23 protein-coding genes are annotated in these 24,469 nt (G+C 37.3%); 11 read left to right on the top strand and 12 right to left on the bottom strand.

Features of this window, described 5'->3' with window-relative positions; translation table 11 throughout:
• The first annotated feature begins 53 nt into the window (after positions 1–53).
• Complete coding sequence (locus M899_RS04810) at positions 54–533, top strand: 2OG-Fe(II) oxygenase (protein WP_021270226.1); 480 nt, start codon at positions 54–56, stop codon at positions 531–533.
• Here the strand turns inward: M899_RS04810 and M899_RS04805 are convergent, their stop codons facing one another.
• Positions 534–1,982, bottom strand: coding sequence for a lipoxygenase (locus M899_RS04805; protein WP_021270282.1), 1,449 nt, complete (start codon positions 1,980–1,982; stop codon positions 534–536).
• 253 nt (positions 1,983–2,235) lie between these two features.
• On the opposite strand from M899_RS04805, the gene rpmB reads away from it, so the two are divergent.
• Positions 2,236–2,472 (top strand): 50S ribosomal protein L28, encoded by a 237-nt coding sequence (gene rpmB, locus M899_RS04800; protein ID WP_021270203.1) that lies wholly within the window; start codon positions 2,236–2,238, stop codon positions 2,470–2,472.
• 59 nt (positions 2,473–2,531) lie between these two features.
• Here the strand turns inward: rpmB and M899_RS04795 are convergent, their stop codons facing one another.
• A complete protein-coding gene (locus M899_RS04795) occupies positions 2,532–3,797 on the bottom strand; it encodes an acetyl-CoA hydrolase/transferase family protein (RefSeq protein ID WP_021270305.1) in 1,266 nt (421 codons plus the stop codon).
• A gap of 129 nt (positions 3,798–3,926) precedes the next feature.
• Complete coding sequence (locus tag M899_RS04790; RefSeq protein ID WP_021270224.1) at positions 3,927–5,630, bottom strand: S8 family serine peptidase; 1,704 nt, start codon at positions 5,628–5,630, stop codon at positions 3,927–3,929.
• Positions 5,631–5,829: 199 nt separating this feature from the next.
• On the opposite strand from M899_RS04790, the gene M899_RS04785 reads away from it, so the two are divergent.
• Both M899_RS04785 and M899_RS04780 read left to right on the top strand, forming a co-directional pair.
• On the top strand, positions 5,830–6,606 hold the full coding sequence (locus M899_RS04785) for a PilZ domain-containing protein (protein ID WP_021270179.1): 777 nt from the start codon (positions 5,830–5,832) through the stop codon (positions 6,604–6,606).
• Positions 6,607–6,653: 47 nt separating this feature from the next.
• Positions 6,654–7,667 (top strand): DUF4340 domain-containing protein, encoded by a 1,014-nt coding sequence (locus tag M899_RS04780; RefSeq protein WP_021270275.1) that lies wholly within the window; start codon positions 6,654–6,656, stop codon positions 7,665–7,667.
• Here M899_RS04780 and M899_RS04775 read toward each other — a convergent pair.
• Positions 7,648–9,099 carry an HD domain-containing phosphohydrolase gene (locus M899_RS04775; protein WP_021270178.1) on the bottom strand — a complete coding sequence of 484 codons (1,452 nt, stop codon included), beginning with the start codon at positions 9,097–9,099 and terminating at the stop codon, positions 7,648–7,650. The genes M899_RS04780 and M899_RS04775 overlap by 20 nt on opposite strands.
• Positions 9,100–9,230: 131 nt before the next feature.
• Positions 9,231–9,407: a 50S ribosomal protein L33 gene (rpmG, locus tag M899_RS04770; protein WP_021270268.1), complete on the bottom strand. Its 177-nt coding sequence runs from the start codon at positions 9,405–9,407 to the stop codon at positions 9,231–9,233.
• Positions 9,408–9,559: 152 nt separating this feature from the next.
• On the opposite strand from rpmG, the gene M899_RS04765 reads away from it, so the two are divergent.
• On the top strand, positions 9,560–9,841 hold the full coding sequence (locus tag M899_RS04765) for a hypothetical protein (protein WP_021270170.1): 282 nt from the start codon (positions 9,560–9,562) through the stop codon (positions 9,839–9,841).
• 112 nt (positions 9,842–9,953) lie between these two features.
• Positions 9,954–10,217: a type B 50S ribosomal protein L31 gene (locus M899_RS04760; protein WP_021270242.1), complete on the top strand. Its 264-nt coding sequence runs from the start codon at positions 9,954–9,956 to the stop codon at positions 10,215–10,217.
• 36 nt (positions 10,218–10,253) lie between these two features.
• Here M899_RS04760 and M899_RS04755 read toward each other — a convergent pair whose 3' ends face one another.
• The 5 genes from M899_RS04755 to M899_RS04735 all read right to left on the bottom strand — a co-directional run bounded on the left by M899_RS04755 (position 10,254) and on the right by M899_RS04735 (position 15,778).
• Entirely contained in the window at positions 10,254–11,309 is a 1,056-nt protein-coding gene (locus M899_RS04755; protein ID WP_021270287.1) for a small ribosomal subunit Rsm22 family protein, read from the bottom strand.
• 41 nt (positions 11,310–11,350) lie between these two features.
• Positions 11,351–12,625: a citrate synthase gene (locus M899_RS04750; protein WP_021270245.1), complete on the bottom strand. Its 1,275-nt coding sequence runs from the start codon at positions 12,623–12,625 to the stop codon at positions 11,351–11,353.
• A 177-nt stretch (positions 12,626–12,802) separates the two neighbouring features.
• Complete coding sequence (pyrE, locus tag M899_RS04745) at positions 12,803–13,438, bottom strand: orotate phosphoribosyltransferase (RefSeq protein WP_021270172.1); 636 nt, start codon at positions 13,436–13,438, stop codon at positions 12,803–12,805.
• Positions 13,439–13,510: 72 nt separating this feature from the next.
• Positions 13,511–14,770, bottom strand: a complete 1,260-nt coding sequence (locus M899_RS17505; RefSeq protein WP_021270251.1) for a sensor histidine kinase — start codon at positions 14,768–14,770, stop codon at positions 13,511–13,513.
• Positions 14,771–14,878: 108 nt separating this feature from the next.
• The gene (locus M899_RS04735; protein ID WP_021270191.1) at positions 14,879–15,778 is read right to left on the bottom strand and encodes a class I SAM-dependent methyltransferase; all 900 of its coding nucleotides are present in this window, start codon (positions 15,776–15,778) and stop codon (positions 14,879–14,881) included.
• Between the two features lie 147 nt (positions 15,779–15,925).
• Here M899_RS04735 and M899_RS04730 point away from each other — a divergent pair, with 147 nt between their 5' ends.
• Positions 15,926–17,290 (top strand): HD domain-containing phosphohydrolase, encoded by a 1,365-nt coding sequence (locus M899_RS04730; RefSeq protein ID WP_021270207.1) that lies wholly within the window; start codon positions 15,926–15,928, stop codon positions 17,288–17,290.
• Here M899_RS04730 and M899_RS04725 read toward each other — a convergent pair.
• Positions 17,287–18,627, bottom strand: a complete 1,341-nt coding sequence (locus M899_RS04725; RefSeq protein WP_021270272.1) for a hypothetical protein — start codon at positions 18,625–18,627, stop codon at positions 17,287–17,289. The genes M899_RS04730 and M899_RS04725 overlap by 4 nt on opposite strands.
• Before the next feature lie 103 nt (positions 18,628–18,730).
• On the opposite strand from M899_RS04725, the gene sfsA reads away from it, so the two are divergent.
• The 4 genes from sfsA (at position 18,731) to M899_RS04705 (ending at position 22,788) form a co-directional block, all read left to right on the top strand.
• The gene (sfsA, locus tag M899_RS04720; RefSeq protein WP_021270254.1) at positions 18,731–19,459 is read left to right on the top strand and encodes a DNA/RNA nuclease SfsA; all 729 of its coding nucleotides are present in this window, start codon (positions 18,731–18,733) and stop codon (positions 19,457–19,459) included.
• A 75-nt stretch (positions 19,460–19,534) separates the two neighbouring features.
• Complete coding sequence (locus M899_RS04715) at positions 19,535–20,428, top strand: polysaccharide deacetylase family protein (RefSeq protein WP_021270204.1); 894 nt, start codon at positions 19,535–19,537, stop codon at positions 20,426–20,428.
• A 136-nt stretch (positions 20,429–20,564) separates the two neighbouring features.
• The gene (locus M899_RS04710; protein WP_021270175.1) at positions 20,565–21,833 is read left to right on the top strand and encodes a hypothetical protein; all 1,269 of its coding nucleotides are present in this window, start codon (positions 20,565–20,567) and stop codon (positions 21,831–21,833) included.
• Between the two features lie 52 nt (positions 21,834–21,885).
• Positions 21,886–22,788 carry a hypothetical protein gene (locus M899_RS04705; RefSeq protein ID WP_021270270.1) on the top strand — a complete coding sequence of 301 codons (903 nt, stop codon included), beginning with the start codon at positions 21,886–21,888 and terminating at the stop codon, positions 22,786–22,788.
• A 118-nt stretch (positions 22,789–22,906) separates the two neighbouring features.
• Here the strand turns inward: M899_RS04705 and M899_RS04700 are convergent, their stop codons facing one another.
• Positions 22,907–24,328 (bottom strand): L,D-transpeptidase, encoded by a 1,422-nt coding sequence (locus M899_RS04700; protein WP_021270216.1) that lies wholly within the window; start codon positions 24,326–24,328, stop codon positions 22,907–22,909.
• Between the last annotated feature and the right edge of the window lie 141 nt (positions 24,329–24,469).

Below are 24,469 nucleotides of genomic sequence, written 5' to 3'. Positions count from 1 at the left end.
TTCTTTCAAATTAGTAGTTAACTCAATATTAATGGAACTTCACAGAAATAACAATGCACATCATTAAAGATCAAGAGCTCCTAAAGAACGGACATCTCGTTAAAACATTTCCCATGGGAGATGAAGTTATCTTAATGATTAAGAAACAGGATTATCTTGAATTGGACCGTTGGATCCAAGAAAAGTTACAAAAAGATGGTGCTCTGTTCAATGAACTCTATCAATACGCAAACTTCAATTCTATTGAACATATAATTGCCAAACGAGAAGCACAAACTGACGAGGAAGGAATTTGGCATTGTGATGGTTCTCGCAACCTGGCCTTTACTCTCTCACTTAATCTCAATCCTAATCATATTGAGGGCGGCGAGCTTTTCTTTCGTAAAAAAGGTGAAGAGCAATATCTAACTTTCACTCCTCCTCAACTAGGTACCCTCATTATTTTTTGTACAGGTATGAATGGTTTTGAGCATCGTGTTGGTAAGGTCACAAAGGGAGAGCGCCTAACCTTTGCAGGCTGGTGCTCCCTTTAGTTAGTATTGAATACTCGCTGCAATTTCATTTAACGGAATATACTTTAGACCTTTGCTGTCTAATTTCTTTTCTAGCTCAAGAAGCTGCGATTTGAATTCGGTCACAATCTTTTTATACTCTTTATTGTGATCACCAGTGAAATCATAATCACAATCAATAAGCCTTGTTACGTTTGTTGGGCCAAAAAACATTTTCATACACATTAAGTACTTCATCTGATCTATCGTCGTGACAAGATTTTTGCGAGAGATCATAGCATCACCTTTTTTTGGTGGGGACTGGCGCAGTCGAACGGGAATTTCTTGAACTGATTGTTGGGCATAATTGTAATGATCAATGGAATGGCCAATAGTCACACTCCAAATATAGCTTGTGATACATTGATAAAAAGTATCTCCTTTAAAAATGTCCTTTCCTTTTGGAAATCCCGGCACATGATGGGCAATGTAATCTGCCCAATTCAACACGTGAACGTCATCGCTTTTAACATTTTTTAAAACAGATTTCACAAAGGAATAAATCACTTCATAGTAAGCATTTTGAAAATCTCCATACTTCCCATAAACTTTTGGTGGCGTTAGAGGAAAATGATAAGGTGGATAGCTCTCGTTGCCTGGAATACCTCTAAATCCCTCCACAAGTAAGTCCCTAAGACCTTCATATGCTCCAGGATAGGGAGCATAACTCATCCACTTTTTATTGCGTATCACAGAAGTTTTGAATGTGAGAACGGCATTTTCCAACATCAGTGTAAACCGTAAATGAGGTTTTAGAAGTTTGAAAAGAATATGTTTCTTTGGTAGGGCCGTTTTTGTAATAGCATTTATTGAATCCAGTGGAAAATGCAAGTTGGGATGAACAACTAAAGTCGCGCATATTGCTCCACCTTGAAGTACAAAATACTTTGCAAGCTCCCACGCCTGCCCATCTTCTGGCGTTAAGAGGGCCTTTGTTTTAAAAACATAAATCCCTACGACTTCATATTCTTCATGACCTACTTCTCTCATGAGAGTCTTAGTTGGACAAACGTAGAGACCTTTATAAGCTTTTACTGTTCGCACTGCTTGTAAATCTGTAATGACATAACTCTCTCCTTGTTTCATAAGCTCTTTGAAGTTTTCATAATCTTCTTCATCAAGTTTTGGAGTGATAAACTTGCTCATCATCGTGTTGGTTAAAATCTCATGAAACTTTTGGTCACTCACTGGTTTTAGACCACCCATAAAAAAGGCTTTTAAAAACATCCAAGGAGTCAGCCCCAAAGAGACGACATAGCGAAGACCCACATGAAACCACCAATCCAACTGTTCAACAAATGGCAGATGGATGACGGCATAGGCCTCGCCGTGAGGATGATCGGGGGAAGGCTGTGGCCACGGGCCTTTTCGGCCATATAAATAGTCATCAGGTCCTAGTTCTTCATTACGAAATAGTGGTCCAAAGTCCATTTTTACTCTCTTTTTTTAAACAAAATTTAATTCATTCATTTTGCCATCCCATTTTTTATAATCAATGGACTAAAAATGACCCTATCAAAGGTCGTGAAATTAATACGTTACAATTCTTGTGGCCAAAAGCTCTTGTAATATCTATTATTTTTAGGTCGGCCCTTGCTAAAAGGGAGGGAAAAGTATATATTTTCCAACCTGTACGCTTACTTAAAGTTGAGACAATTTTATATATTTCAATGAGGATGGATTTATGGCACGTGTATGTGATTTAACAGGAAAGAGAAGACTTGTTGGTAACAAAGTTTCTCACGCAAACAACAAGACAAAAATGACTCAAAAACCAAACCTTCAGACAAAGAGAATCTTTGATCCTGAAACTGGTGAAACTGTAAAACTTAGACTTTCTACAAGAGCAATCAGAACTCTTGATAAAGTTGGTTCACTTTCTAAATTCATCAGAAAGTACAAGCACCTTTTCGAAGCATAAGATTTTAATTAATTGCTTAGATATTAAAAGGCCCACTTTTTAAGTGGGCCTTTTTAGTTTTAGAGCATTTTTTTGATTTCAAACCACTGTCTCTCAAGACCTTCCCTATCATCAGGGTGAGCAACTTTAATAAGCTCTTTTGCCCTTTGACCAAGAGTCTTTCCGAAAAGATCAGCGATACCATATTCAGTCACAATATAATGTGCATGAGATCTTGTTGTCACAACACCTGCGCCAGTTCTTAACATAGGAACCAACTTTGGCATCCCTTTAGCTGATCGAGATGTAATCGCTATAATTGGTCTACCCCCTTCAGATAAAAAGGCCCCTCTCATAAAATCCATTTGCCCACCAACACCAGAAATAATTCTCGACCCAACACTATCTGCACATATTTGTCCTGTAAGATCAACTTCAACAGCACTATTGATAGCGACAACTTTTGGATTCTTACGAATCACTGAGGGGTCATTCACAAAGCTTGAAGCGAGTTGAATGACTGTTGGGTTGTCATCAATAAAGTCATAAAGCTCTTGTGAACCAATAACGAATCCCGAAACAGTTTTTCCAGGATAAATCTTTTTATATTTATTTGTCACGGCCCCAGACTTTAATAATTCAAGCACACCATCCGACCACATCTCAGAATGGATCCCTAAATCTTTATGGTCTTTTAAATAAGTACAAACGGCATTAGGAACGTTTCCAATTCCCACTTGGATAGTTGAGCCATCTTCAACGAGTGAGGCCACTTGCTTACCAATAGCAAGCTCCTCAGCAGATAAAGGCTTACACTTGCTTTCGTATATAGGACGGTCAATTTCAAGAGCAAAATCTATTTGCGATGTATGAATGAAACCATCTCCATGAACTCTAGGCATCTTCTTATTAATAAGAGCGAATACTTTCTTCGCATGTTTAAGAGCACTCAATGTAATATCCACACTTACACCAAGAGAACAATAACCATGTTTATCTGGTGCTGAGACTTGAATAAAGGCTGCATCAATAGGTCTGTTGCTATGACGAAGGTAATAACTTGCCTCAGATAAAAAGCATGGCAAGTAATCAATATTTTCATAATTGATATGCTTTCTGATATTGCTGCCACAAAAAATATTTGTCATTGAAAACTTGTCACCCAAGTCTTCAAAAAGATGCTCATAACTTCCTTCTGTATGAATTTGTACAAGTTCAACTTTTTTATCGATGCCCACAAGCATATCTAAAAGTTCAAATGGCGTGGCCGCCCCACCTTGAACAAAAACTCTCGCTTCATTCGGAAGTTCACTGTGAATAATTTTATTTGATGAAATACTTTGCATAACCATTCCTTTTTTTATGACAAATATAATTCTATCACGGACCAGGAACCATGACTTGTATCAATTTTTTAGGAAATAAAAAAGGCCCCGAAACTCGGGGCCCTCTTTCTTATTTGGATTTCAGACTAATTAGTACTGAACTTCTACTTCTTCAATTTCAAATCCCCAGCCTTGAACTGAACGATCTGATGTGAAACGTACTTTCATAGTATCACCTTCAACGTACATTGATTTTACGCCTTCAGCTTTACCAGAAACTTTATCAGAAACAGCGCCATTAGCATCCATAACTGTTAGGAAGTCGTATCCTTTTTCAAGGTCAATTTTCTTAACAACTAGTCTAACATACTTAGCACCTGGGAAAGAAAAAGTTCTTTCTTCAGATGAGTTTTCTGCGTAAGGGTGAGTTGATTCCCAAAGGTCAACAGATACTACTTGCCAATCTTCTGGCTTAGGCTCTTTTCTTTCTGGTCTTGTATCAGTTAGAAGGTTGTAAGCATTTAGACGACCACCATTAATAGTTTTCCCTCTAAGAGCTGGAACTGGATCTGAAGTCATCATAATTCTTTCTCTAACTGCAGAAGGATTCATTCTTCCTTCATGAGCAATTAAAAGACCAATTGCACCTGAAACATGTGGAGTCGCCATCGACGTCCCAGAGTAAATATCATAACCACCGTTTTTAACAGTAGAAAGGATATTGTGCCCTGGAGCCGCGATGTGAACAGTTTGAGCACCATAGCAAGAGAAGCTTGCAAGTCCGTCATGCGAAGTTGAAGCTGCTACTGAAATTACGTTTGGTACTTCATAGTTTGAAGGATAGTGTGGTCTTGAATCGTTATCAGTACTTGAGTTACCTGCAGCTGCTGTGAATACGATTCCTTTTGCGTTTGCTCTTTCAATTGCTTCTTGAAGTGCTTGTGAGCGTCCGCCCCCACCCCAAGAGTTTGACATAATATCAACGTTCAACTGAGTTGCGTAATCTATTGCTTTGATAGCAGCTTCAGTAGAACCTGAACCTGAATCACTTAAGAACTTAACTGCTACGAATTCAACGTCGGCCATAACACCAGCAACCCCTAGGTCATTGTGTTCAGCACCGATTGTTCCTGCACAGTGAGTACCGTGAGAGTGACCGTCCATTGGATCACCATCATTATTAGCAAAGTCATATCCGTGAATATCGTCAATGTATCCGTTACCGTCATCATCAACACCTGGTTCACCATTTAACTCAGCCTCGTTAGTCCACATTTGGTTAACAAGATCAGGGTGTCTGTAATCAATACCTGTATCGATAACTGCAATTCTTACAGCTCTATCACCTTTTGTGATTTCCCAAGCCTTAAGAGCGTCGATATCGGCACCGGCAACACCATTTCTTGATGAAGGATCATTAGATCCAGTATTTTGAAGACCCCATAGTTGACCAAATTTTGGATCAGCTGGAGTATAGCTATACTCTTCATTTAAGTTCGTAGCAGTATAAATCATTTGATCGACATCAAATGCTTCTTTAACTGGCTTTACGATATCATAGATATAGTTTGGTTCAGCGTATTCAATTTCAGGATTGTCTTGAAGAAGTTTCTGAACACCATCAATTGATTTTTGTCCTGGGAACTTAACAACAAAAAGATTTCCAGAGCTCAACTTGATTGTTCTATCAAGTTCAACACCAAGACTTTCGATACCATTAAAAAAACTTTTGTTGGCCGAGTCTTTTAGTTTAACAATTAGCTCACCCGGTACATACTTTACAGAGTTTGCTTGAGCAGGGGCCATCATGGCCAAAGCTGACAGTGATGCGCCAATTAAAACGCTTTTTCTCATAGGATTCTCCTTCCTTAAATAATTCCCGTTCTGCTTCATCATCCTGAATCCACAGCTAGATTCTTACTAGAGCTATTAACCCATTAAAATAAGAGATATGTATTTAGCGTAAGGCCAATGGCGTCAAAAACTGAGAGGGCATTTTTTGCCAATAAACTCTAAGCTCCCGAAAACTGAAAGTGTGTGAGAAAATGTTAGAATGATACACGGAAGCTCAAACGACCCAGTTTTAATTAAAAAAATCGCTCTTAAAATATGGCGCCTTCGCGATGAATTGGAAGCTGTCATTGAAGAGAGAATTAAAAACATGCCTGAAGGTGAGAATCGCCCTAACCTAGATGATTTGTATGTTGAATACAAAACACAAGGTCACGTTGGTGATAGCACAACCCAAGAAATGTCATTAAAAGATGCGTCTGAGCTAGATGATTCAGGTGAAGCAGAGATGCTTGCGGCCATGCAAGGTGGTTCTGATGAAGAAGAAGCGCCTGAAGCTGAAAGTGTCACTACTGGAGATAGACCTCAATTAAAGATTATCACTTCTCCAGAAACAACGGACGATGGAAACGTCATTATTCGTCAACGCTCTCCTCTTTTACCAGAGAATAAAATCTATAAAGGAAGAACAATTCTTGCAGAAATAAACATGAATGAAATGTATTTTTTTGCGAGTGAAAACTTTCTTGTTGGTCAATCTGTTGTATTAGAATTTTTAATTCCAAAAAAATTCATCGTTAATGCCGATATTATTTATTGCCGTACTTTTAACATGAAAAGTCGCATTATTAGTCAAAATAAAATGCCTTTTAGAGTCGGAGTTAAATTCACCTTCTTAAAAGAGGGAGAACGCACTCTACTGCGCCAATTTGTTGAATCTATTGAACCTGATGTACCGGCCCCTGTAGAGAAAGAATCAAGCTCAGGTGGAGATGGTGACGAAGACCTATTTGAAGGTCTAGATGATATGGAAATCTAGTGACGAAGCCCTAATCAGGCGCTATCCTTATTAGATAAGGATAAATTATGTTACTAAATCTTCAATTAAATAAGAGTTCTATCTCAACATGGGTTTTATCGTTTTTTGCATTCGTACTTGTGATTGCTGGTCTTGCTAGTGAATTTTTCCAGGCCCCTGTATCAACGACAAAAGAACTTGAAAAATACCGCCAACTTTTCAATAAAGAACAACTTCAAAATGTTAGAGAGCTAACTTTTACAAATAATATTGGTAGCTTCACATTAAAAAATGAAGGCCGTTGGATTCTTACAGAACCGCGCCATATTGATGCTAATAAAGAAGTTATTTCTAAGATCATTGCGACAATTCAAGAATTAAAAATCAGAAAGATTTATCCAAAAGATGCGATTAATATTTCAAACTTCTCTCTTGATACTCCTTCACTGAGTGTATCGTTCAATATGGGAGATGATGTTAAGCACTTACAATTTGGTCTAATCAATCCTATCGATAGCTCTACATACGTTACTCTTGATGATATTGATGCCATTTATCACGTTGAGAATAGCGGTCAAGATCTTGAAAAGCTCTCTTTATCGGATTTCGTTGACTCGAGAATTTTTACAGCGAAGGCCAATGAAATCACTTCTATTAAGCTTTACCGTCAAAATGAAAAAACACCAAGAGTTCAATTAAATATTGAAGATGGTTTATGGAGAGATTCAAAAAACCAAGTTAACAATGAAACGGTTGAATCATTTATCTCTGAAATGCTGGCCATTAAAAGTAGTATTATTCTCGATAGAAAAACAGATGATCTAAGAGAGAAAGTGACAGAGGCCATAAACAATCCTCTTTATCGCTTAGAATTTACGAATCAAGACAATGAAATTATTCACTATGAAATTTCATCTATCGTAAATACTCTACCCGATCTAAAAATTGAAAAAAGACAAAACTTCATCATTAAAGCGTCAAACCGACAGCACCCGTTTCTAGTGAACAAAAGCTTTATTGAAGTCTTCAATAAAAATCAAAGACAATTTCCACCATTATCAATTAAGAAGCTTTTTTACTGATAATCTTAGAATTCGAAGGGAGTACGCTTACTTCCTTCTGAATTTTAGCAGGATCAACAAATACGCGAATAAAATTTTCTACAATATTTGAATTATAGCGAGAAACCATTTCTGGGTTTGTTAGAATCTTTTTAAGTGCATCAGTAGGTTTAAGTTCATCATCCAACATATAATGAACAAAATCATCGGCCAGTTTAACGATATTAGCGAGCGTTAAAATCTTTGATCCTTTCTTGCCATGAGGAAATCCTGTACCGTCATAACACTCATGGTGTTGAAGAATGATTTGCTTTACAGAATTACTGATATAGCGATTTTGCTCAACGATCTCAACTCCCCACTCAGGGTGCATTTTATATTGTTCAAATTGTTCATCACTCATATCAATTGGGCTCATGCTACAAAGCTCTTTAGGAAGACGAGTCTTACCTATGTCGTGAAGCAGACAAGCAAGTGCTGTGGCCTCAATTGTAATTTGAGACTGCCATTCAAATTGCTTAATTATAGCTGTGGCATAAAGGCTTACGAGAAAGCTGTGAGTAAAAAGATTGGGGTCACTATTTTCCAGATCTTTTAAAACTTTGTAGAGCTCTTCTTGTTTTTCAACAAATCTAAAAATGGTAGCACAAACTTCTTTTCCTTGTTCAATAACTTGCGGTTTTACACCTTGGGTATGAACTTCTTGAACAAATTTATCTCCGACATTCTTAAGCATCGAAATTTTTTGTGATCCAGGAATGGCCTTATTCCCTAATATTTTTTTAGTCAGATAGTTATTATATTGAATGAATTTTCTTCTATCACTATTGTGAAAAAAGAGTTCCTTTACGCCTTTATCATTTTTATATTTATCAATTCTCTCTTTGGTGAATGCATCACCAGCATGGAGAATTTTAACGTATCGACCACTGTCGAGACGAATAAAAATATCAAAGAGAACGGCCTTAGTAGAATAGAATTCATCAATTTTTACAGAAGTGAACTCTTCATCTTTCAAAGCGACTTCAACTTCTGGACTCGCCCCTTCTTTTTTTGGAAGATTACTTACAAGATCACCCAAGCTCTGATGTCCTTCTAAAACATCGCGAAGTGCATTGATCTCAAAAGGCCTAATAAGAATTTCAGTCGCACCAATTTTTTTCAATTTCTCTTCATCGTAAGTACCCGATGAAATAATTGAATCGTTATCTAAAATGAGAACAACTTTCTGAGCGGGATAATTAGTTCGGATGAATTTTAATACCTGAGAGCCGGCGTGATTTTTAACATCCCAGTTAATTAGAACTGCAAAGTACTTGTCGTTATACAAAGCGAGCTGGGCATCTTTACCGTTATTGACAGACTTGACCTCATAAAATTGAGACGTCAAAAATTGATTGGCCGTATCTAGCCATTCAGGGTCATGATCAACGAGTAAGATTTTTAGTGCCAAGATAAACCTCTAAAAGCATTTTAACACTAATCTTTATCGGCATTTCCCAAGCAAAAATTTAAGGAATAATAGACAAAAAAAAAGGCCCAAGAAGAACTTGGGCCTTATATCTCAACTTTAAAGTAAGAAGATTACTTAATTTCTTTGTGAATTGTGTGTCTTCTCAAGAATGGATTGTACTTCTTGATTTCAATTCTATCAGGTGTCGTCTTTTTGTTTTTTGTTGTAGTGTAACGTGAAGGTGACTTTCCTTCTTTTCTTGCTTCTGTACACTCAAGTGTTACTACTACTCTAGGTCCTTTAGCCACAACTGCCTCCAATATATCTTATTTAATTTCAGTTAGTTATCTTAAAAATCAAAACAATAGTCCAGACAAATTACTAAATTCCCATTGGCATGACAACTAAAAATTGATAAAACCTGAAAAAAAGTTGGCCACACCCATCCTCTAGGAGCCCCATGAGCACAGTGATTAACTCAACTAATTGGAATTATTGTCACTTCAAAAGTGCCAAGCTGAAGGCCCAAATAACTTTTGGTGCTGACTGGATCGACAATACTTGCCACGAGCTTTACTTTATCACGGTTACCGATCATGATGAGGTGGAAGTTTTCCAAGAATCTTATCAGGACTTCAAAAATGCCCAAGAAGAGCTTCATAAGCGCTACGGTCATTGGGAGTTTGTAGATTTGTCGAAAGCGGCCAAGGCAGAGGGTTGCGACAGCTGCGCTGCTCACTAAAAATTGCGGCCGAATGCACAAAGGCATTGACATTAGGCCAAAAATTAGCGAAATTCCTAGGACTTTGACAATTGAATCATTGTATTAAGCAATGTAACAAAATGAGGTTTATATGAAACAAGGTATCCACCCAGAATACAGAGAAGTTGTATTCCTAGATGTTTCTTGTAACGAGCAAATCATTACAAGATCAACAATCGAAACTGATCAAACGACTACAGTTGACGGTAAAGAGTATCCACTAGTAAAGCTAGATATCTCTTCTATGTCTCACCCATTCTATACTGGTAAGACAAAAATTCTTGATACAGAAGGACGTATTGAGAAATTCAAGAAGAAATTCGGAAATTCTTACGCTGCTCTTAAAAAGAAATAAGATCAAAAATAAGGCCTTCGCAAGAAGGCCTTTTTTTTATTCTTCGTCGACGATCAACTTCACTCGAAAATGATTCTCACCTAATTGCTTATCGATCTCGAAATTAAATCCAATACCAACACTCTCCTTCTTCAAAGACTTTTGCATTGATTTAGAAAGTGATCTTTTTTGAATTTCAAATTTCGCAAGTTTATTCTCTCCTTCTTGAAAAAAACAAACTTGCCACTCAAATGAAAATTTTGTCTCACCAAGAAATCGAAATAAACGGGCCTGTACTTTTTGATGGCGCATTTCTTCTTTACCATAGACATGAGCAATCATTGGCATAATTTTGCGATCGAGCTCAATAAGCTGTGATAGACGCTCTATTGAAGGGTCATGAGTCATGCGAATAACTTGGTGGCACCATTCAATATTTCCCGCTTCAATGGCCTTTTTAACAGGACAAGGGCCAGAGTTCATACACGGATACAAAGCAGAGAAATTCTTATCAATTAGATAATCTCTAATTTTTATGGCCTCTTTAAAAAAATCAGAAGTACCTGGTTCAATAAATAGAATTAAATCGGGTTTATGAATTTCTAGCATCTTTTTAAGTGACTCAAATCCAATTTCATTAAGACTATTTCCAAAAAAGAAAGCTTTCTTCTTATTTGAAGGAACAACAATTCCTGAATAGTGAATACGATTTTCTGGATGATAGTGATCGAGAACTTTCTTGGCCTGATTAAGCATAAGCTCAGAACTATCGACAACGTGGACTTCACCTTTAAATGCCTCATTGAAGTAGTCCAAAAACGCCAAAGAATAAGTTCCTGGCCCTGAGCCAATATCATAGAAGTCATATTCACATAGAGTACTCTTTAATTCTTCGGACAATGAATCTAAGACAAAAGAAAGCTTAGGATGATTCGTCGGCAAATAGAAAGCTGTATATGCACTGACAAGAGATTCATCAAGAACATACTCTTTAATCTTCTCTCTTTTACTTGTGAAGTTTTGACTAATGAGTTTCAACTTCTTTATAAGCTCACTTTCTTTAATAGAACTATTGAGAAAAAGTGGTCTCAACTCCTCTAGCGAATAAGTCATTTACATCCCCAAAAAAAAAAGGGCCCGAAGGCCCTCTTTAATTATCTTTTATTCATTTCAACGTAATCGCGAGCTGTCTCACCAGTGTAGATCTGACGTGGACGAGAAATTCTCGCACCTGATTCACGTAGTTCTTTCCACTGAGCTAGCCAACCAGGAAGACGTCCAAGAACAAACATTGCTGTGAACATATTTGTTGGAATTCCAAGCGCCTTGTAGATGATCCCTGAGTAGAAATCTACGTTTGGATATAGCTTTCTTTCTACAAAGTATGGATCTTTAAGAGCTTCTTCTTCAAGACCTTTTGCAATCTTTAGAAGAGGATCGTTTACATTAAGTTTAGTTAGAACTGTATCACATGCTTTTTTGATGATCTTAGCTCTTGGGTCAAAGTTTTTATAAACTCTGTGACCAAATCCCATAAGACGGAAAGAGTCGTTCTTATCTTTTGCTTTCTCAAGGAACTTCTTATAGTCCCCACCATCATTTTGAATCTCTTCAAGCATTTCAAGAACTGCTTGGTTCGCTCCACCATGTAGAGGTCCCCAAAGAGCATCAATACCTGCAGCGATAGTTGCAAAGATATTAGCGTGAGAAGAACCAACCATTCTCACAGTTGATGTAGAACAGTTTTGTTCGTGATCAGCGTGAAGAACAAGAAGGATATCTAGAGCATTAACAACTTCCGGATCGATTGCATCGTTAGAGTTGAACATCATGCTTAGAAAGTCTTCTGAGTAGCTTAGAGCTGCATTTGTAGCTTTTGGTGCTTTACCAACAGACTTGCTAAAGAAGTAAGTCATAGCAACTTTTACTTGTCCCATTAGTTGAGCAATCGATTTATCTTGTTCTGACTTAGAAAGCTCTGCCCCAAGAAGTTCTGGGTAAAAAGCAGTAAGAGCAGAAACCACAGAAGAAAGAACACCCATTGGGTGAGCATCTTTAGGGAATGCATCAAGAATTGTTTTAACTCCAGCTGGAAGCTCAGAGTTGTCAGCAATTGCTTTATCAAAAGCTTTTAATTCAGCTTCAGTTGGTAGTTTTCCATTTAATAGAAGGTAAGAAACTTCTGTGAAGTTAGACTTCTCAGCAAGTTGCTCAATTGGGTAACCTCTGTAATGAAGAATACCTTTTTCACCATCTAGGAATGTAATAGCAGATGTACATGAACCCGTATTACCGTAACCACTATCAATAGTTACATAACCAGTTTCACCACGTAGTTTTGTGATATCGACGGCCTTTTCTCCTTCAGTTCCTTCGATAACTGGGAACTCAAAGACTTTTCCATCTAGTTCAAATTTGGCATTGGACATAAATCCTCCACATATGGGTTTTAAAAATTAAACGATAAGAATCTTAGATTTCTTCGTGTGACATTTACCTGTGTATGAACTGGATTTTATCACACAAGACAAAGATTTAACGGCTGGCCTGAGCTTACGCTTATCTCTACAGTTTGTCGTTATTAGGTGCGTCTAACTAACTGGAATTTATAACGACTCATGCCATCCCGCAGGATCTTTTTGCCAAGCGCGTAGCAGCTCAACCTCATCTTTGCCTATTTTTCCAAGAACACATGCCGTATCGGCCAAATGGGAAAAATTTGTTAGAGAAAAAAGGTCAAGATTTAACTTTTTTAGAATATCGCGAGACTTCGCCATTTCATAATCGACAATGCTTAGACATCCAACAACATTCAAACCTGCATCCACGGCCCCTTGCACGGCCTTCTCCAAGCTTGAGCCCTGATTGACGAGATCTTCAATGAGTAAAACTTTTTGACCAGGAATAAAGTCCCCTTCAACTTGGTTTCCTTTACCGTGACCTTTGGCCTTGTCTCTAATATAGATCATTGGTAAATCAAGCTTACTAGCAATAAAAGCAGCATGAGGAATCCCCGCAGTTGCGAGTCCTGCCAATTGATCAAATTCCAAATTCTTTTCTTGGATTAATTTTACGAATGCATCAATGATAATGTTGCGCTCTTTTACATGGGAGAGGACTTTGCGATTATCGCAATAAATTGGTCCTTTCAAACCGGAAGCATAGGTAAATGGATCTTTTGGTTTTACTTGAACACAACCAATTTCAAGCAAGATTTTTGCAACTTCGTTTGCAATGCTCATGAAGACATCTCCTAAAAGTAAAAGTCATCTTCAATTTAACATCGCACTCAATTAATGAAAAGCGGATAGATTTTATTCGTATTGCAGCATTGGGAGATCAATGACAAAACGCACATTCTCGCAATCGGAATCAATAAAAAGATCACCATCGTGTCTCTTCAAAATTTCGCGAGAAATACTAAGTCCTAAACCTGTCCCTTTACCTGGACCCTTGGTAGAAAAGAATGGCTCCATAATTTTTTGTGCAACATCATTATCGAGGGCCTCTCCTGAGTCGGTAACAAGAATCTGGCAGCGGCCATTGCCTTGAGCACTAGTTATCTTGATCCAACGCTCCCCTCTACTTGCTTCAAGAGCATCGTAGGAGTTGTTTAATAAATTTGTGAGAACTTGAACGATTTGACCCGGTCGACATTCTACAGGAAGTTCATCTGTAAGAAGATCAATCTCTAGATTTATTTCACCTAGGCGAATCTTCTCTTTGGCAAAATCGAGAGTGTTATTAACGATCTTATTTAAACAAGTCACCTCAAACTCATCCCGACTTGAATCGCGCATGATCATTTGCAGACCTGTGATGATACTATTGATACGCTTAACGTTGCGACCAATCATAGATGAATACTCTTTTAATTTATCTAAATTAAACTCATCTTTCTCGATCATTTGTTCAATTTTTGAAGAATAACCATAGATGACAAACATCGGATTATTGATCTCATGAACAATTCCTGAAGTCATCTTTCCAAGGGTCGCCAGTTTTTGCACCTGTTCGTCTTGGGTGGTATTATTGTTTAAATTCTCATGCCTATAAAAATGCATTTCAATTAAACGAGCGATAAAAAGAAGGACTTTTTGTTCAACTTCAGTGTTCACTCTTTCATTATAAACATCATTGATTCCTACGAGAGCACACATTTGCCCATGCTTAAAGACTGGGGCCAGTACAGTGGTCTTTACATTTGTTCCCCTATAAAAATCAGTAAGAGAATTATTCATGTGATTAATTTCAGTTTCAGTCGCGGTAAAACACAACCCTTTACTGAACTTATCGAAGTACATGGCACTCGTATCTTGAAAATCGAGACGAATCATTTTCTGATAACGATGGCTAGGTTGAACAGAGCTATCGCTAGTGTGCTCAAAGAACTCATCAACAATAAAACCTTCACTGCCGTGAAAGTGATATTGAATCATAAAAAATCTTTGTGCATCTAGAGAATCGCAAATATCTGCAGCGATCTTATCTAATGCCATTGTTGAATTGACTTCATCATTAAAGGCTTCAGAAATTTTAATGAGAAGCTCACCATTTAATTCTAAATTTTTCATAAATTTGACCTGTTATTTGGTCATTATAATTTATAAGTTAACATCGTCTTAATATCTGTTTAACTTATTGAATATTTATTAATGATTTAATGGTGTTTTGCCATTTTTTCAAGCTCTAAGATAGATAAGTCCCTTTAATCCTTGATCTTTTTCACGCTCTTCAAAATCGGCCCCAGAATGGAAAACTTCGACAAAAACAAGGCCTGTTGCATGTTCTTGAACCATTTTTTTGACGTCTTCAGTAGATAAAAAAGGTGAATTTGCACAGATCATCAACCATGCTCCAGGGGCGCACATGGCCTCTACGCGCTTTAAAATCTTTGGATAATCTTTTTCAAGATAAAAACTTTTTCCCTGATTACTAGGAGGATCAATGATCACACCATCAAAAGGACCAAGCTTAGTGAGCTTACCAAAAGATTTCAAAACATCATGACCTAGAAAGCGAACTTTAGTTAAGTCGATATCATTGATTACATGATTTCTTTTACCTTTAGAAAGGGCCCCTTTACTCATATCGACATTAACAACTTCATGCGCACCATTTTTAAGTGCAATTACAGATAGAGCACAGGTATAGCTAAATAGATTTAAAATCTTTTTGCCACTGGAATTTTTTTTCAAATACTGTCTGCCATTTTCAATATCAAGAAAGTAACCAATATTTTGATTTTCTTTGAAGTCCAATTCAAATTGAATATCTTCCCAATGGGCCACATGGGAAAGTTCATTTCTCATACGCCAAGGCTGAACTCCCTCTTTAGCATATCTTTTTTGAAGGAAGATATTTTCCTGACAAAAACTCTTTGAAACAAGCTCCATTAAGTCATCAATAGATTCTTCTTCCTTAAATAAAGTCACAAGAATGTCATTTTTAAACTGATCAATGCAAATATGTTCTAACCCTTCATATAGACCACCTCTACCGTGGAAAATACGACGGGCACGATCACTTGGACCAAGTTGTTTAATTTTATTTTCTATTGGAGAAAACTTAATATCTGACACAAATTATTCCCTTATTACTAACATCGCTATGGGGTAAATTTCCTATTTTCAATTCTTTACTCTAGTGAGCTTAAGTAATCAAATCTTTTGATCGAATAGTGGTAAAATGCCTAATTATCAGTAGATATAAACAAAAAAGGGACAAATTTGAAAGTATTGTTTGTTTGCGATGAGAAAGATGACTGGAATTATTACCGCAATCTCTTCGCAGGTAATTTTAGTAAAATTGAAGTCGCCTTCTCCCTCGATAAAGAAGACGCTCTTGATAAGCTCAACTTTGAAGGGCCTTTTGCCCTAATCATTGTTGATGCCAGCTTAAAAGGTGAAGAGCCTAGTGACATCGCCGATGCCGTGGTTGAAATTGCTGGTGAAAGACCAATCATGTTCATAGGAGAGAAAATTCACATCAGTTCCAGAATTCGCCCAAACCTATATGAAGACAACGATATAAACGAGATTCTGATCAAACCATTTCAACCTGAAGATTTCGTGGCCACAGTTCAAAAAGGTCTTGAATGGGTAAGACAGGAAGAATTTGAACAAAGTATTATCGAACTTGATCGTTCAGAAGTTCTTCCTATGAGAATTAGAAACTTCTATCTCTTTGATAAAGTTCCCTATGAAGTTTACTTGGAACTGACCTCTACAAAATTTGTAAAAGTCCTTGGAAAAAATAAAAAATACTCGCAGGCAGATATCAATGCCTATGCAAAAAGAGGTATCAAGCAACTCTATCTTTTTAAGAATGAATATCTAAAACTTCTTGAAGAAGGAATTAAAAAAGTTGTTTTTGTTCTCAAACAAAAAAATAAGCAAAGCCCAAAAGTTTTGATGGCCGCCCAAATAAAAGGCGTTCTCTTAGTTCATCAATATATTAAAAGTGTTGGTGTAACGAAATCCCTTACTGAGCTTTGTTCAGAAATTATCGAGACTACAAGTATCGTTTTTAGAAGTTATCAAAAAATTAAAACACTTCTGAATGATTTTCCATTCAATCAGTATGACACTGCAGAGCAAGCGGTTTTCACTTCTTACCTCTGTGAAGCAATGCTCTGTGGGCTTGGATGGGCCAGTGATACATCAAGAAAAAAACTAGGTCTAGCGTCAATTCTCTACGATTCTATGTTGACCAATGAAGACCTCGCAAAAATTAAGGCCCTTGATGATAGAAATCTTTTAATGTTCACTGAAGATGAGCAAATTGAATACAAAGAACATCCACGTTTGGCGGCAGAAATGGCGCGCCAATTTCAAGGCTATTCTGATGTTGACTTTATTATTGTTCAACATCATGAAAGGCCCAAAGGAGATGGATTTCCCAATCGCCTGACTTCAAATAAGTTAACTGCGCATAGTTGTGCTTTTATTTTGGCCACCGCATTTTCAACTCGCCTTGCTCTCCTACCAGGAGAACAAGGGAATCATTTAAAAGTTTTTAGAGAAATTAAAACGCTCTATAACGTTGGAAATTTCAAAGAGCCACTAGATGCTCTTCAAAGAACGACTTTTTAGAAAGGAAAGTCTTCGAGAGTTTCAATGATTTTAATATAAGTGTGCTTAGGGAATTTTTCTTTAAGCTCACTTATAACATCGGCCTTGTTCGCCTTTTTCCCCTCTTCTTTAAGCGCTTTTAAAATATACTCTGTAAAGGCCTCGGCAATAATGAGAACTTTTGCCAATGGAGAAATATCGTCTTTATAAGTAATCGCAAAACCAAGTCCATTAGTTGTTCCATGATGCTGACGGATAATGGCATCAACTCCCATGGGTGCTTTTGGAAATTTTGCCACAGCTTCTGCCGCCTTTGCAGCATGGGCCAGTACAATTTCTTTTTCTTCGTCAGATAAACGCTTATCAAGCACCAATTGATCTTCATAAGCAAGGTCAGGAAACTTTGTATAAATTTGTCCAAGATAGAGATCGTGGAAAAAGAGTACGAATTTTAATTTGTCTTTATGAGCATTTGAGCCCCAAGAAATATTCGATAGAATAAAGTCAGAAACAAAGGCAGCGATAATTGAATGGGCATATAAAAAACCAGACTTATTTTGCGTCAGTAAAATTATAAGGCCCTTTAGATCAGGAACTTCTGTCACCACTTCTTGCATCATATTCATACATTCATTTGAAAGGGCGACAACCTCTTTAGTTGGTCCATTTTTATCAAAGAATGCCTGGGCAACCGTTTCGAAACCTTGTTCTGCGACATCAATTTTTTCTAATGTTGCATTACCATCACGCTTTTTATGAAGCTCTTTAATAATTTTTTGAGTCGCATTATTAATGAGCAATAATCGATCACTAGCATGAACGTAGAAATTTGAAATATCTTTATCAACGTACTTTCTAATCTCGGGCCAAATTCCTTGATCCTTAGTGAAAATTAAATTGAAATTCTCATCAGATTTTAGATACACATCGCAAGGAGATTTCTCAAGACTAAAAAACATTCGAATTGAAAAGGGAAACATTTGCGGAACATCGAGCAAGGCCATATCGCGGGCCTTTACACCCAACTTTTCTGCACACAAGCGAATGAGTGCTTGCATATTCATTGGATCACCAATGACATTTACTTCCTCGGGCACATCTTCTTCACGCCCCAGAATAATGCATTCACTATCAATATCATTTTCTAAAATGTGTTGGTAGATTAAAACACCTGCGTGATCTTCACCGATGGTATTTTGACAAATAACGACATTAAAATGTTCACCAGAATCGAGAATTTCAATTCCTTCATTGTGGTGAGTACAGACCTTCGTTTCACTATTCACATACACTTGTAGGTTTGCTACATAAAGAGCACGCAAAAGGTCGTTGTCGCTAATCAATAAAACTTTGTGCATATTTTCGGATCCCAAATACTAAATTATAGTATTTCCAAATTTTAACAAAGAATAGCGTACAATCCCACCCCTATTTTCAATTATTTATATATGAGAGGGCCAAATGAAATTTGATAAACCCATAGTTAAAGGCACGTTTTTAAAACGATATAAAAGGTTCTTAACTGATATTGAGCTCACCGAAGATCACAATGGGAATAAAATCGGTGAAATTATCATTGCCCATACGGCAAATACTGGAAGCATGAAAACTTGCGTTGCCGAGGGCTGGCCAGTTCTTTTGAGCTTTAATGACTCTCCTACACGTAAACTAAAATACTCACTGGAGCTTACTCACAATGGAAAAACTTGGATTGGCGTCAATACCTCAGTCCCAAACAAAATCTCATTAGAGGCCATTGCAGACGGCACCATTTCTGAGTTGCAAGATTATGAAAATATCAAACCTGAAGCAAAGATTGGTGAAAGTCGTATCGATATCTATTTATTTGATGGCGATAAAAAATCACCGACTAATGAATGTTATGTCGAGGTAAAAAATGTCTCTATGATTGAGGGAACTACTGGTGTTTTTCCCGATGCTGTAAGTGAGCGTGGCCAAAAACATTTACGAGAGTTGATTTCTTTAAAAGAAAAAGGCATCCGTGCTTGCATGCTCTACATTATTCAACGAGAAGATGTTGAAAGTTTTGCACCAGCAAAATCCATTGATCCTGAGTACGCAAGACTTCTCAAACTTGCTTATGACAAAGGTGTCGAGATTCTTCCTTATAGATGTAGGGTAAGTGAAAAAGGCGTTGAGGTTGAAAAGCTTCTGCCTTTTCAATTGTAATTTGTACAGGCCTAGTGGTGTCGCCCATAATCTATGGTAAAAATCCATAAATTTCGCATAATTCGGGGGGAAAGTGTGAAAAAGACGATTATCGGGCTATCATTGCTAGGGGCCTTAACAGCTAGCGCAGGTTTTACTGACAAACAATTTCCAATAGATTCAAAGAACTACAGACCAAAAGTTGATACTGGTTTCGACCAATACAAATCATCATCTCTTAAAGGGACGAAAAAAATCGTGCTTACTTTTGATGATGGTCCACACGAAACAAGAACACCTCGCCTTCTCGATATTCTTAAGAAGAATAACGTTAAAGCGACTTTCTTTGTATTAACTAAAAACATCAATTCTAGAACAATGCCAATTGTGGAGAGAATTCTTCAAGAAGGACATATTCTATCAAGTCATGATCACGACCATGAAAATAATAATTCAGAGTCGGCAGATGAATTTAGAGCTGAATTAAGTGAGTCAGTATCACTACTTAAAAATATTGAAAGGCTTGCAGGCGTTTCCCAAAACAATGCTTATTATAGATTCCCATACGGGGCCTATGGGGCCAATAGTTTTTATCACCACTTCAATGTAATGAAAGATGTTTCAAACGATCTTTTTGCTGAAAACTGCATCAACTTCGCTTTTTGGGATATTGATTCAGAAGATTGGATGCAAGACCTCTCAAGCGAGCAAATTGCTTCAAATGTTCTTGCTCATATCGTTGGTGGAAAGGCCTACAAACACAAGGCCAAGAAATCAATTTTTGGTAACGTGAAATATAAAATTGAATCCTATAACATTTCAAGCCCAAGAGGTGGTGGTGTTGTGCTTATGCACGATATTCACGATCGCTCCCTAGAGGCGGCCGAGTTGATTATCAAGAAATCAAAGCAGCTGGGAATTCAAATCGTACCTTTAGATACGGTTAAAGAATATGCCTACGGGGCCAAAGATTGTCGTTACTTAAGATAGTAATTTTAGGGCCTTAGGGCCCTTTTTTATTTGCCATTCGTATTTATTTCATGGTTTCCAAACACTAATTGACGCAAAGCAATATAAATTATAGATTTTCGCCCAAATACATCAACCAACAATCGGAGTTGCTACTATGAAGCTACCTCAATTGAGCGCTACAATTATGGCCCTTAGTTTAATGGCCGCCTGTGGGAATGATAAAGAACTAACTATCAACTCACCTAAAGTTCAAAACAAGACAAGTCTTGCACAAATGGCAGACAGTGCGAGCTCTAACGAATCTTTTGCTCCTTATGCTACAAGAGTCACGATTCTTGATAAAATGACTTTTGCCTTAAGCCCAGGACAAAAACTTGATGGTCCACACTTTTTAAATACTGAAGAAGGTAGAAATAAGTACGGATCAGTTTATCTTTCGACACTCTTACAAGAGGCGCACAAAGTTGCAGCTCCTTATCTACAAATGGGTGACGAAAAGGCCTACTATTCATTTATGGTTCTAGCTCTTACAGTTCCTTTACATGAAGGTCTGTGGATGCATTTTGTAAGAACAACAGATGAGGCCGGAGTTTGTAATCCTTATGCACAAAGTGGAAAAACGCTAATTGCACCTAAGGAAGAAGACTACTATGCAATGAGTGAAGAGCAACTTGAAAAAAGAAAAGAAGAAGTTCTTCAGACATATTTGAATTTCTATAAGTCTCTTAAGTCAGGTTCAAGGCCATTTCTTGCAAATTGTAATGATCTAGCTAATCAAACGGACATCATGCACATCATTCGTGGATATGATGGTTCAGACGTTGGGGCCATGCAATTAAGTATCAGATGGCACTTGGATGAATTCTTTGCAAAAGAAGAATACAAGAGTCTAAGAGAAACTTTTAAATACGGTCTAAACTTCATATATAAAGATTCATTTTCTCAATTGTACAAAGTTGCAACAATGGGAAAACCACAATCTAATTTTGAAAAAAAGCTTTATAAGAACGCGAAGAAATGTCTTTTTGATGGTGGACTATTCAAGAAGAAAGAATTCTCTTATGAAAACCTAATTCGTGGTTCATGGGCAGGAAAGTATAATTCAGGAAGTGTATTCAATGCTTGTCGTTTTGACAAAAGAGACTCAAAACATGACATTGGCTTCATGAAAAACTTAAATAAAGTTTACAATTTTTTACTTAAAGATAAAGTTGGTTACATGAATGACTTATCATTCAAAGTCGATGCAAATGTGAAAGGTGCTTTAGATGAAATCATTTGTAACTACAACAATAAAGTTTCTAATGTCGCTAAAAACGTTGAAAATAAAGACGAAAAAGAGCTTTTAGAACGAGAAGTCGCACTGAAATGTTCAAGTGTTCTTGCTAAAAACAATAGAAACTTGAAAATCCTTCTAAAATAGAAAAAAATAGAAAGGTGGACAATGAAGTCCACCTTTTTTTTGCGACTATTTTATGAAAAAATGGATTTTACTTTTAATTGTTATTTCTATTGCTGGCCTTATTGTATTTAAAAATAAATCAAATCATGCCACGGCCAAAGATCATCTAAGCGAAGATGAGCAAAGCACACCTAAAGTTGAACTGAATATCCCAACACACAAACATCAAGATGAAGACCCATTAATGGGTAAAAATGCTGATGCCAATGATATGGTGGCCATCGAACAGGCCGATCTTGCGATTACAGACCTTAAAGTCTGGAAGGATATGGCGCGCTTTGATCAAACCATTACAGAGCTTGAAAATGAACACGGCCTAGAGGTTTTGGCGGCCGAACTTCCGGCCATCGCCACTCACCTAAAGTCTTGTTTACAAAAAGACCTCTGTGGCATCAAAAAACGCCCTGAGGAAGATTATTTTGACGAGACCAATACAACGGCTCACCAATTGCTTGGCAGAAGCTTAAAACTCATGACAGAGCTTTTAAAAGAAGGTCATTCGATAAACATGTCAAAAGAAGAACTACTCTCCCTTTTTGATCTAGAAAGTCCAAAAATCGATACGAGAAGTGTTGAGCTATATCTTCTGAAGGAAGAAGATGAAAGGGATCTTCTCCAAAAATCAAAGGATATCACACCAGAAGGTTTTTCAACCTTAATGAATACCTTAATCGATAATCCAGACAAGAAACCCTTGGCCCTTGCAGAGTTAAACGATAGACCAGATCGTTTTTCAGGCCTATCAATAAGCAATATGCTGGAGAAAATGAACCCTAACGCCGTTGTTTCTAATGAAGTATCGCAGCTTATTTCAAGTGTTTGTAAGAGAGAAAGTGACTTCGGGGAAGTGCTTTTTAATATGATTACCTATAACCTTAAGCGCGTGGCCTCAGATTGGGATTCGTGCTCTAACTAAAAGTATTTTTGAGATGTTAATATAAAAAAAAGGGCCCTGAATTTCAGGGCCCTCATTTATTTAGGGGTATTTCTAATCTTAACCTGGAGTTTGTCCCTCTCCCAGTAAGGCCAGAATCTTATTTTTGGTATGACTTTTTCTTCACTTCAGGGTCATCAAAAGAAACTCTATCAAGTGAAATCTTATTCTTGTTTAAGATCATGTATGATGGTGCAACTTCATCGCTAAATCCACCAACTCTAATCTTATTTTTTTCCTTATCAGGGTTAACCGGGTGCTCGTAGTTATAAATAAGACCAGCATCGATAAAGTAAACACCTTTCATTAGGTCTTTTTCTACTTTGTACACGTTTCCTGAACCCGCTACGTTTGCTCTCCAACCCCAAAGCTTCTTAGCTGGTGAGTAGTAAACTAGGTTTGGATACATATCGTACTCATAAGTACCTTGCTCTAACCATTTGTCTTGAGGAACACCTCTGTCTAGAACTTTCTTCTCATCAATTGAATAAGCTTCTTTAGTTCTATCGGCAGTTAGGATGTAATCCCATGCTCCTGTTCTTTGTGTATACTTAGTTCTATTTCCATCAAGAAGTGCTTCACGAGCGTAAATCTTAATGAATGGAGTTCCTACAGGAAGAAGCTCTCTTAAGTATGCAATCGACTCATTATCAAGTCTTGAACAACCATGACTTCTTGGATCCGAGAATACGTTTGCAAGAAATCCTTTAGTTCTATCAATGAATTCTTTCTTATTTTGACCCCAACCAATAGTACCGTGTGTCCACTGACTATCGTGATTAGGACCCACTAGAGCAGCAAACCAACCGAAAGCACCTCTAACCGATGGGTTTTCGTAGCTCTCTGGCATATACTTGCTTCTTGTCCAGCTCAATACACCTTTATCTGCAGAAGGTACTTCTGGGAAACCTTCTTTCCACCATGCTGGGTAAGCTTTTGATCCATCTTCATAGAACTTTACCCATTCAGTAACACGGTAAGAACCTACTCTTGTACGAGTGTTTCCTTCTTTAGTATCTTCACCTACAACCATTTCTGTTTCAAAAACCATTTTGTGGTTACAAAGATTAGTTTCTGAACATTGTTTTTCATATACTCTTAGTCTTTCAGTCGCTAAGTTTTGAATAACGAAGTATTTCCCTTCGAAGTTCTTATAATCAACGCGTCCAGCACTTAAGTACTTATAGCTAACAAGGAATTCTTGTCCTTTAATTTGCTTGTTTGATCTATCGTAGTTCCATGATTTGATAACTTTTACTTTTACATAGTCATCAGTTCTGTCAGTAAGAAGGTCTAGAACAATAACCTTATCAGAACGGCTTAGGAAACCCTGAGCTGCCTTAGATTCATCTCTTACAGTTAGATTGTTTGTTGAATTAAAGTATTCTTGTCCAACAACGAGTTCTTCTTTAGAAGAGTTTGCAATTTCTTCCGAATATGCAGCTGTTGAATAAAGTGTAGATGCTGTGGACAAAGTGATTGAACTTAACGCCAATAAGGCATTTAACGTAGCTGTTTTCATTTCTACCCCCCGATAAAGTGAAAACATTTTTGAATTGGCGACAAAATAGAACGGCCAGAAAAAAAGTGTTAACAAAAAATACGGCTCATGTATTTTTTATATATTCAACGACTTCACGCACTGCCGCAGACAATTCGGCCA

It is taken from the genome of Bacteriovorax sp. BSW11_IV, assembly GCF_000447755.1.
Taxonomy (GTDB): domain Bacteria; phylum Bdellovibrionota; class Bacteriovoracia; order Bacteriovoracales; family Bacteriovoracaceae; genus BSW11-IV.
This window is presented reverse-complemented; position numbering and strand designations above follow the sequence as displayed.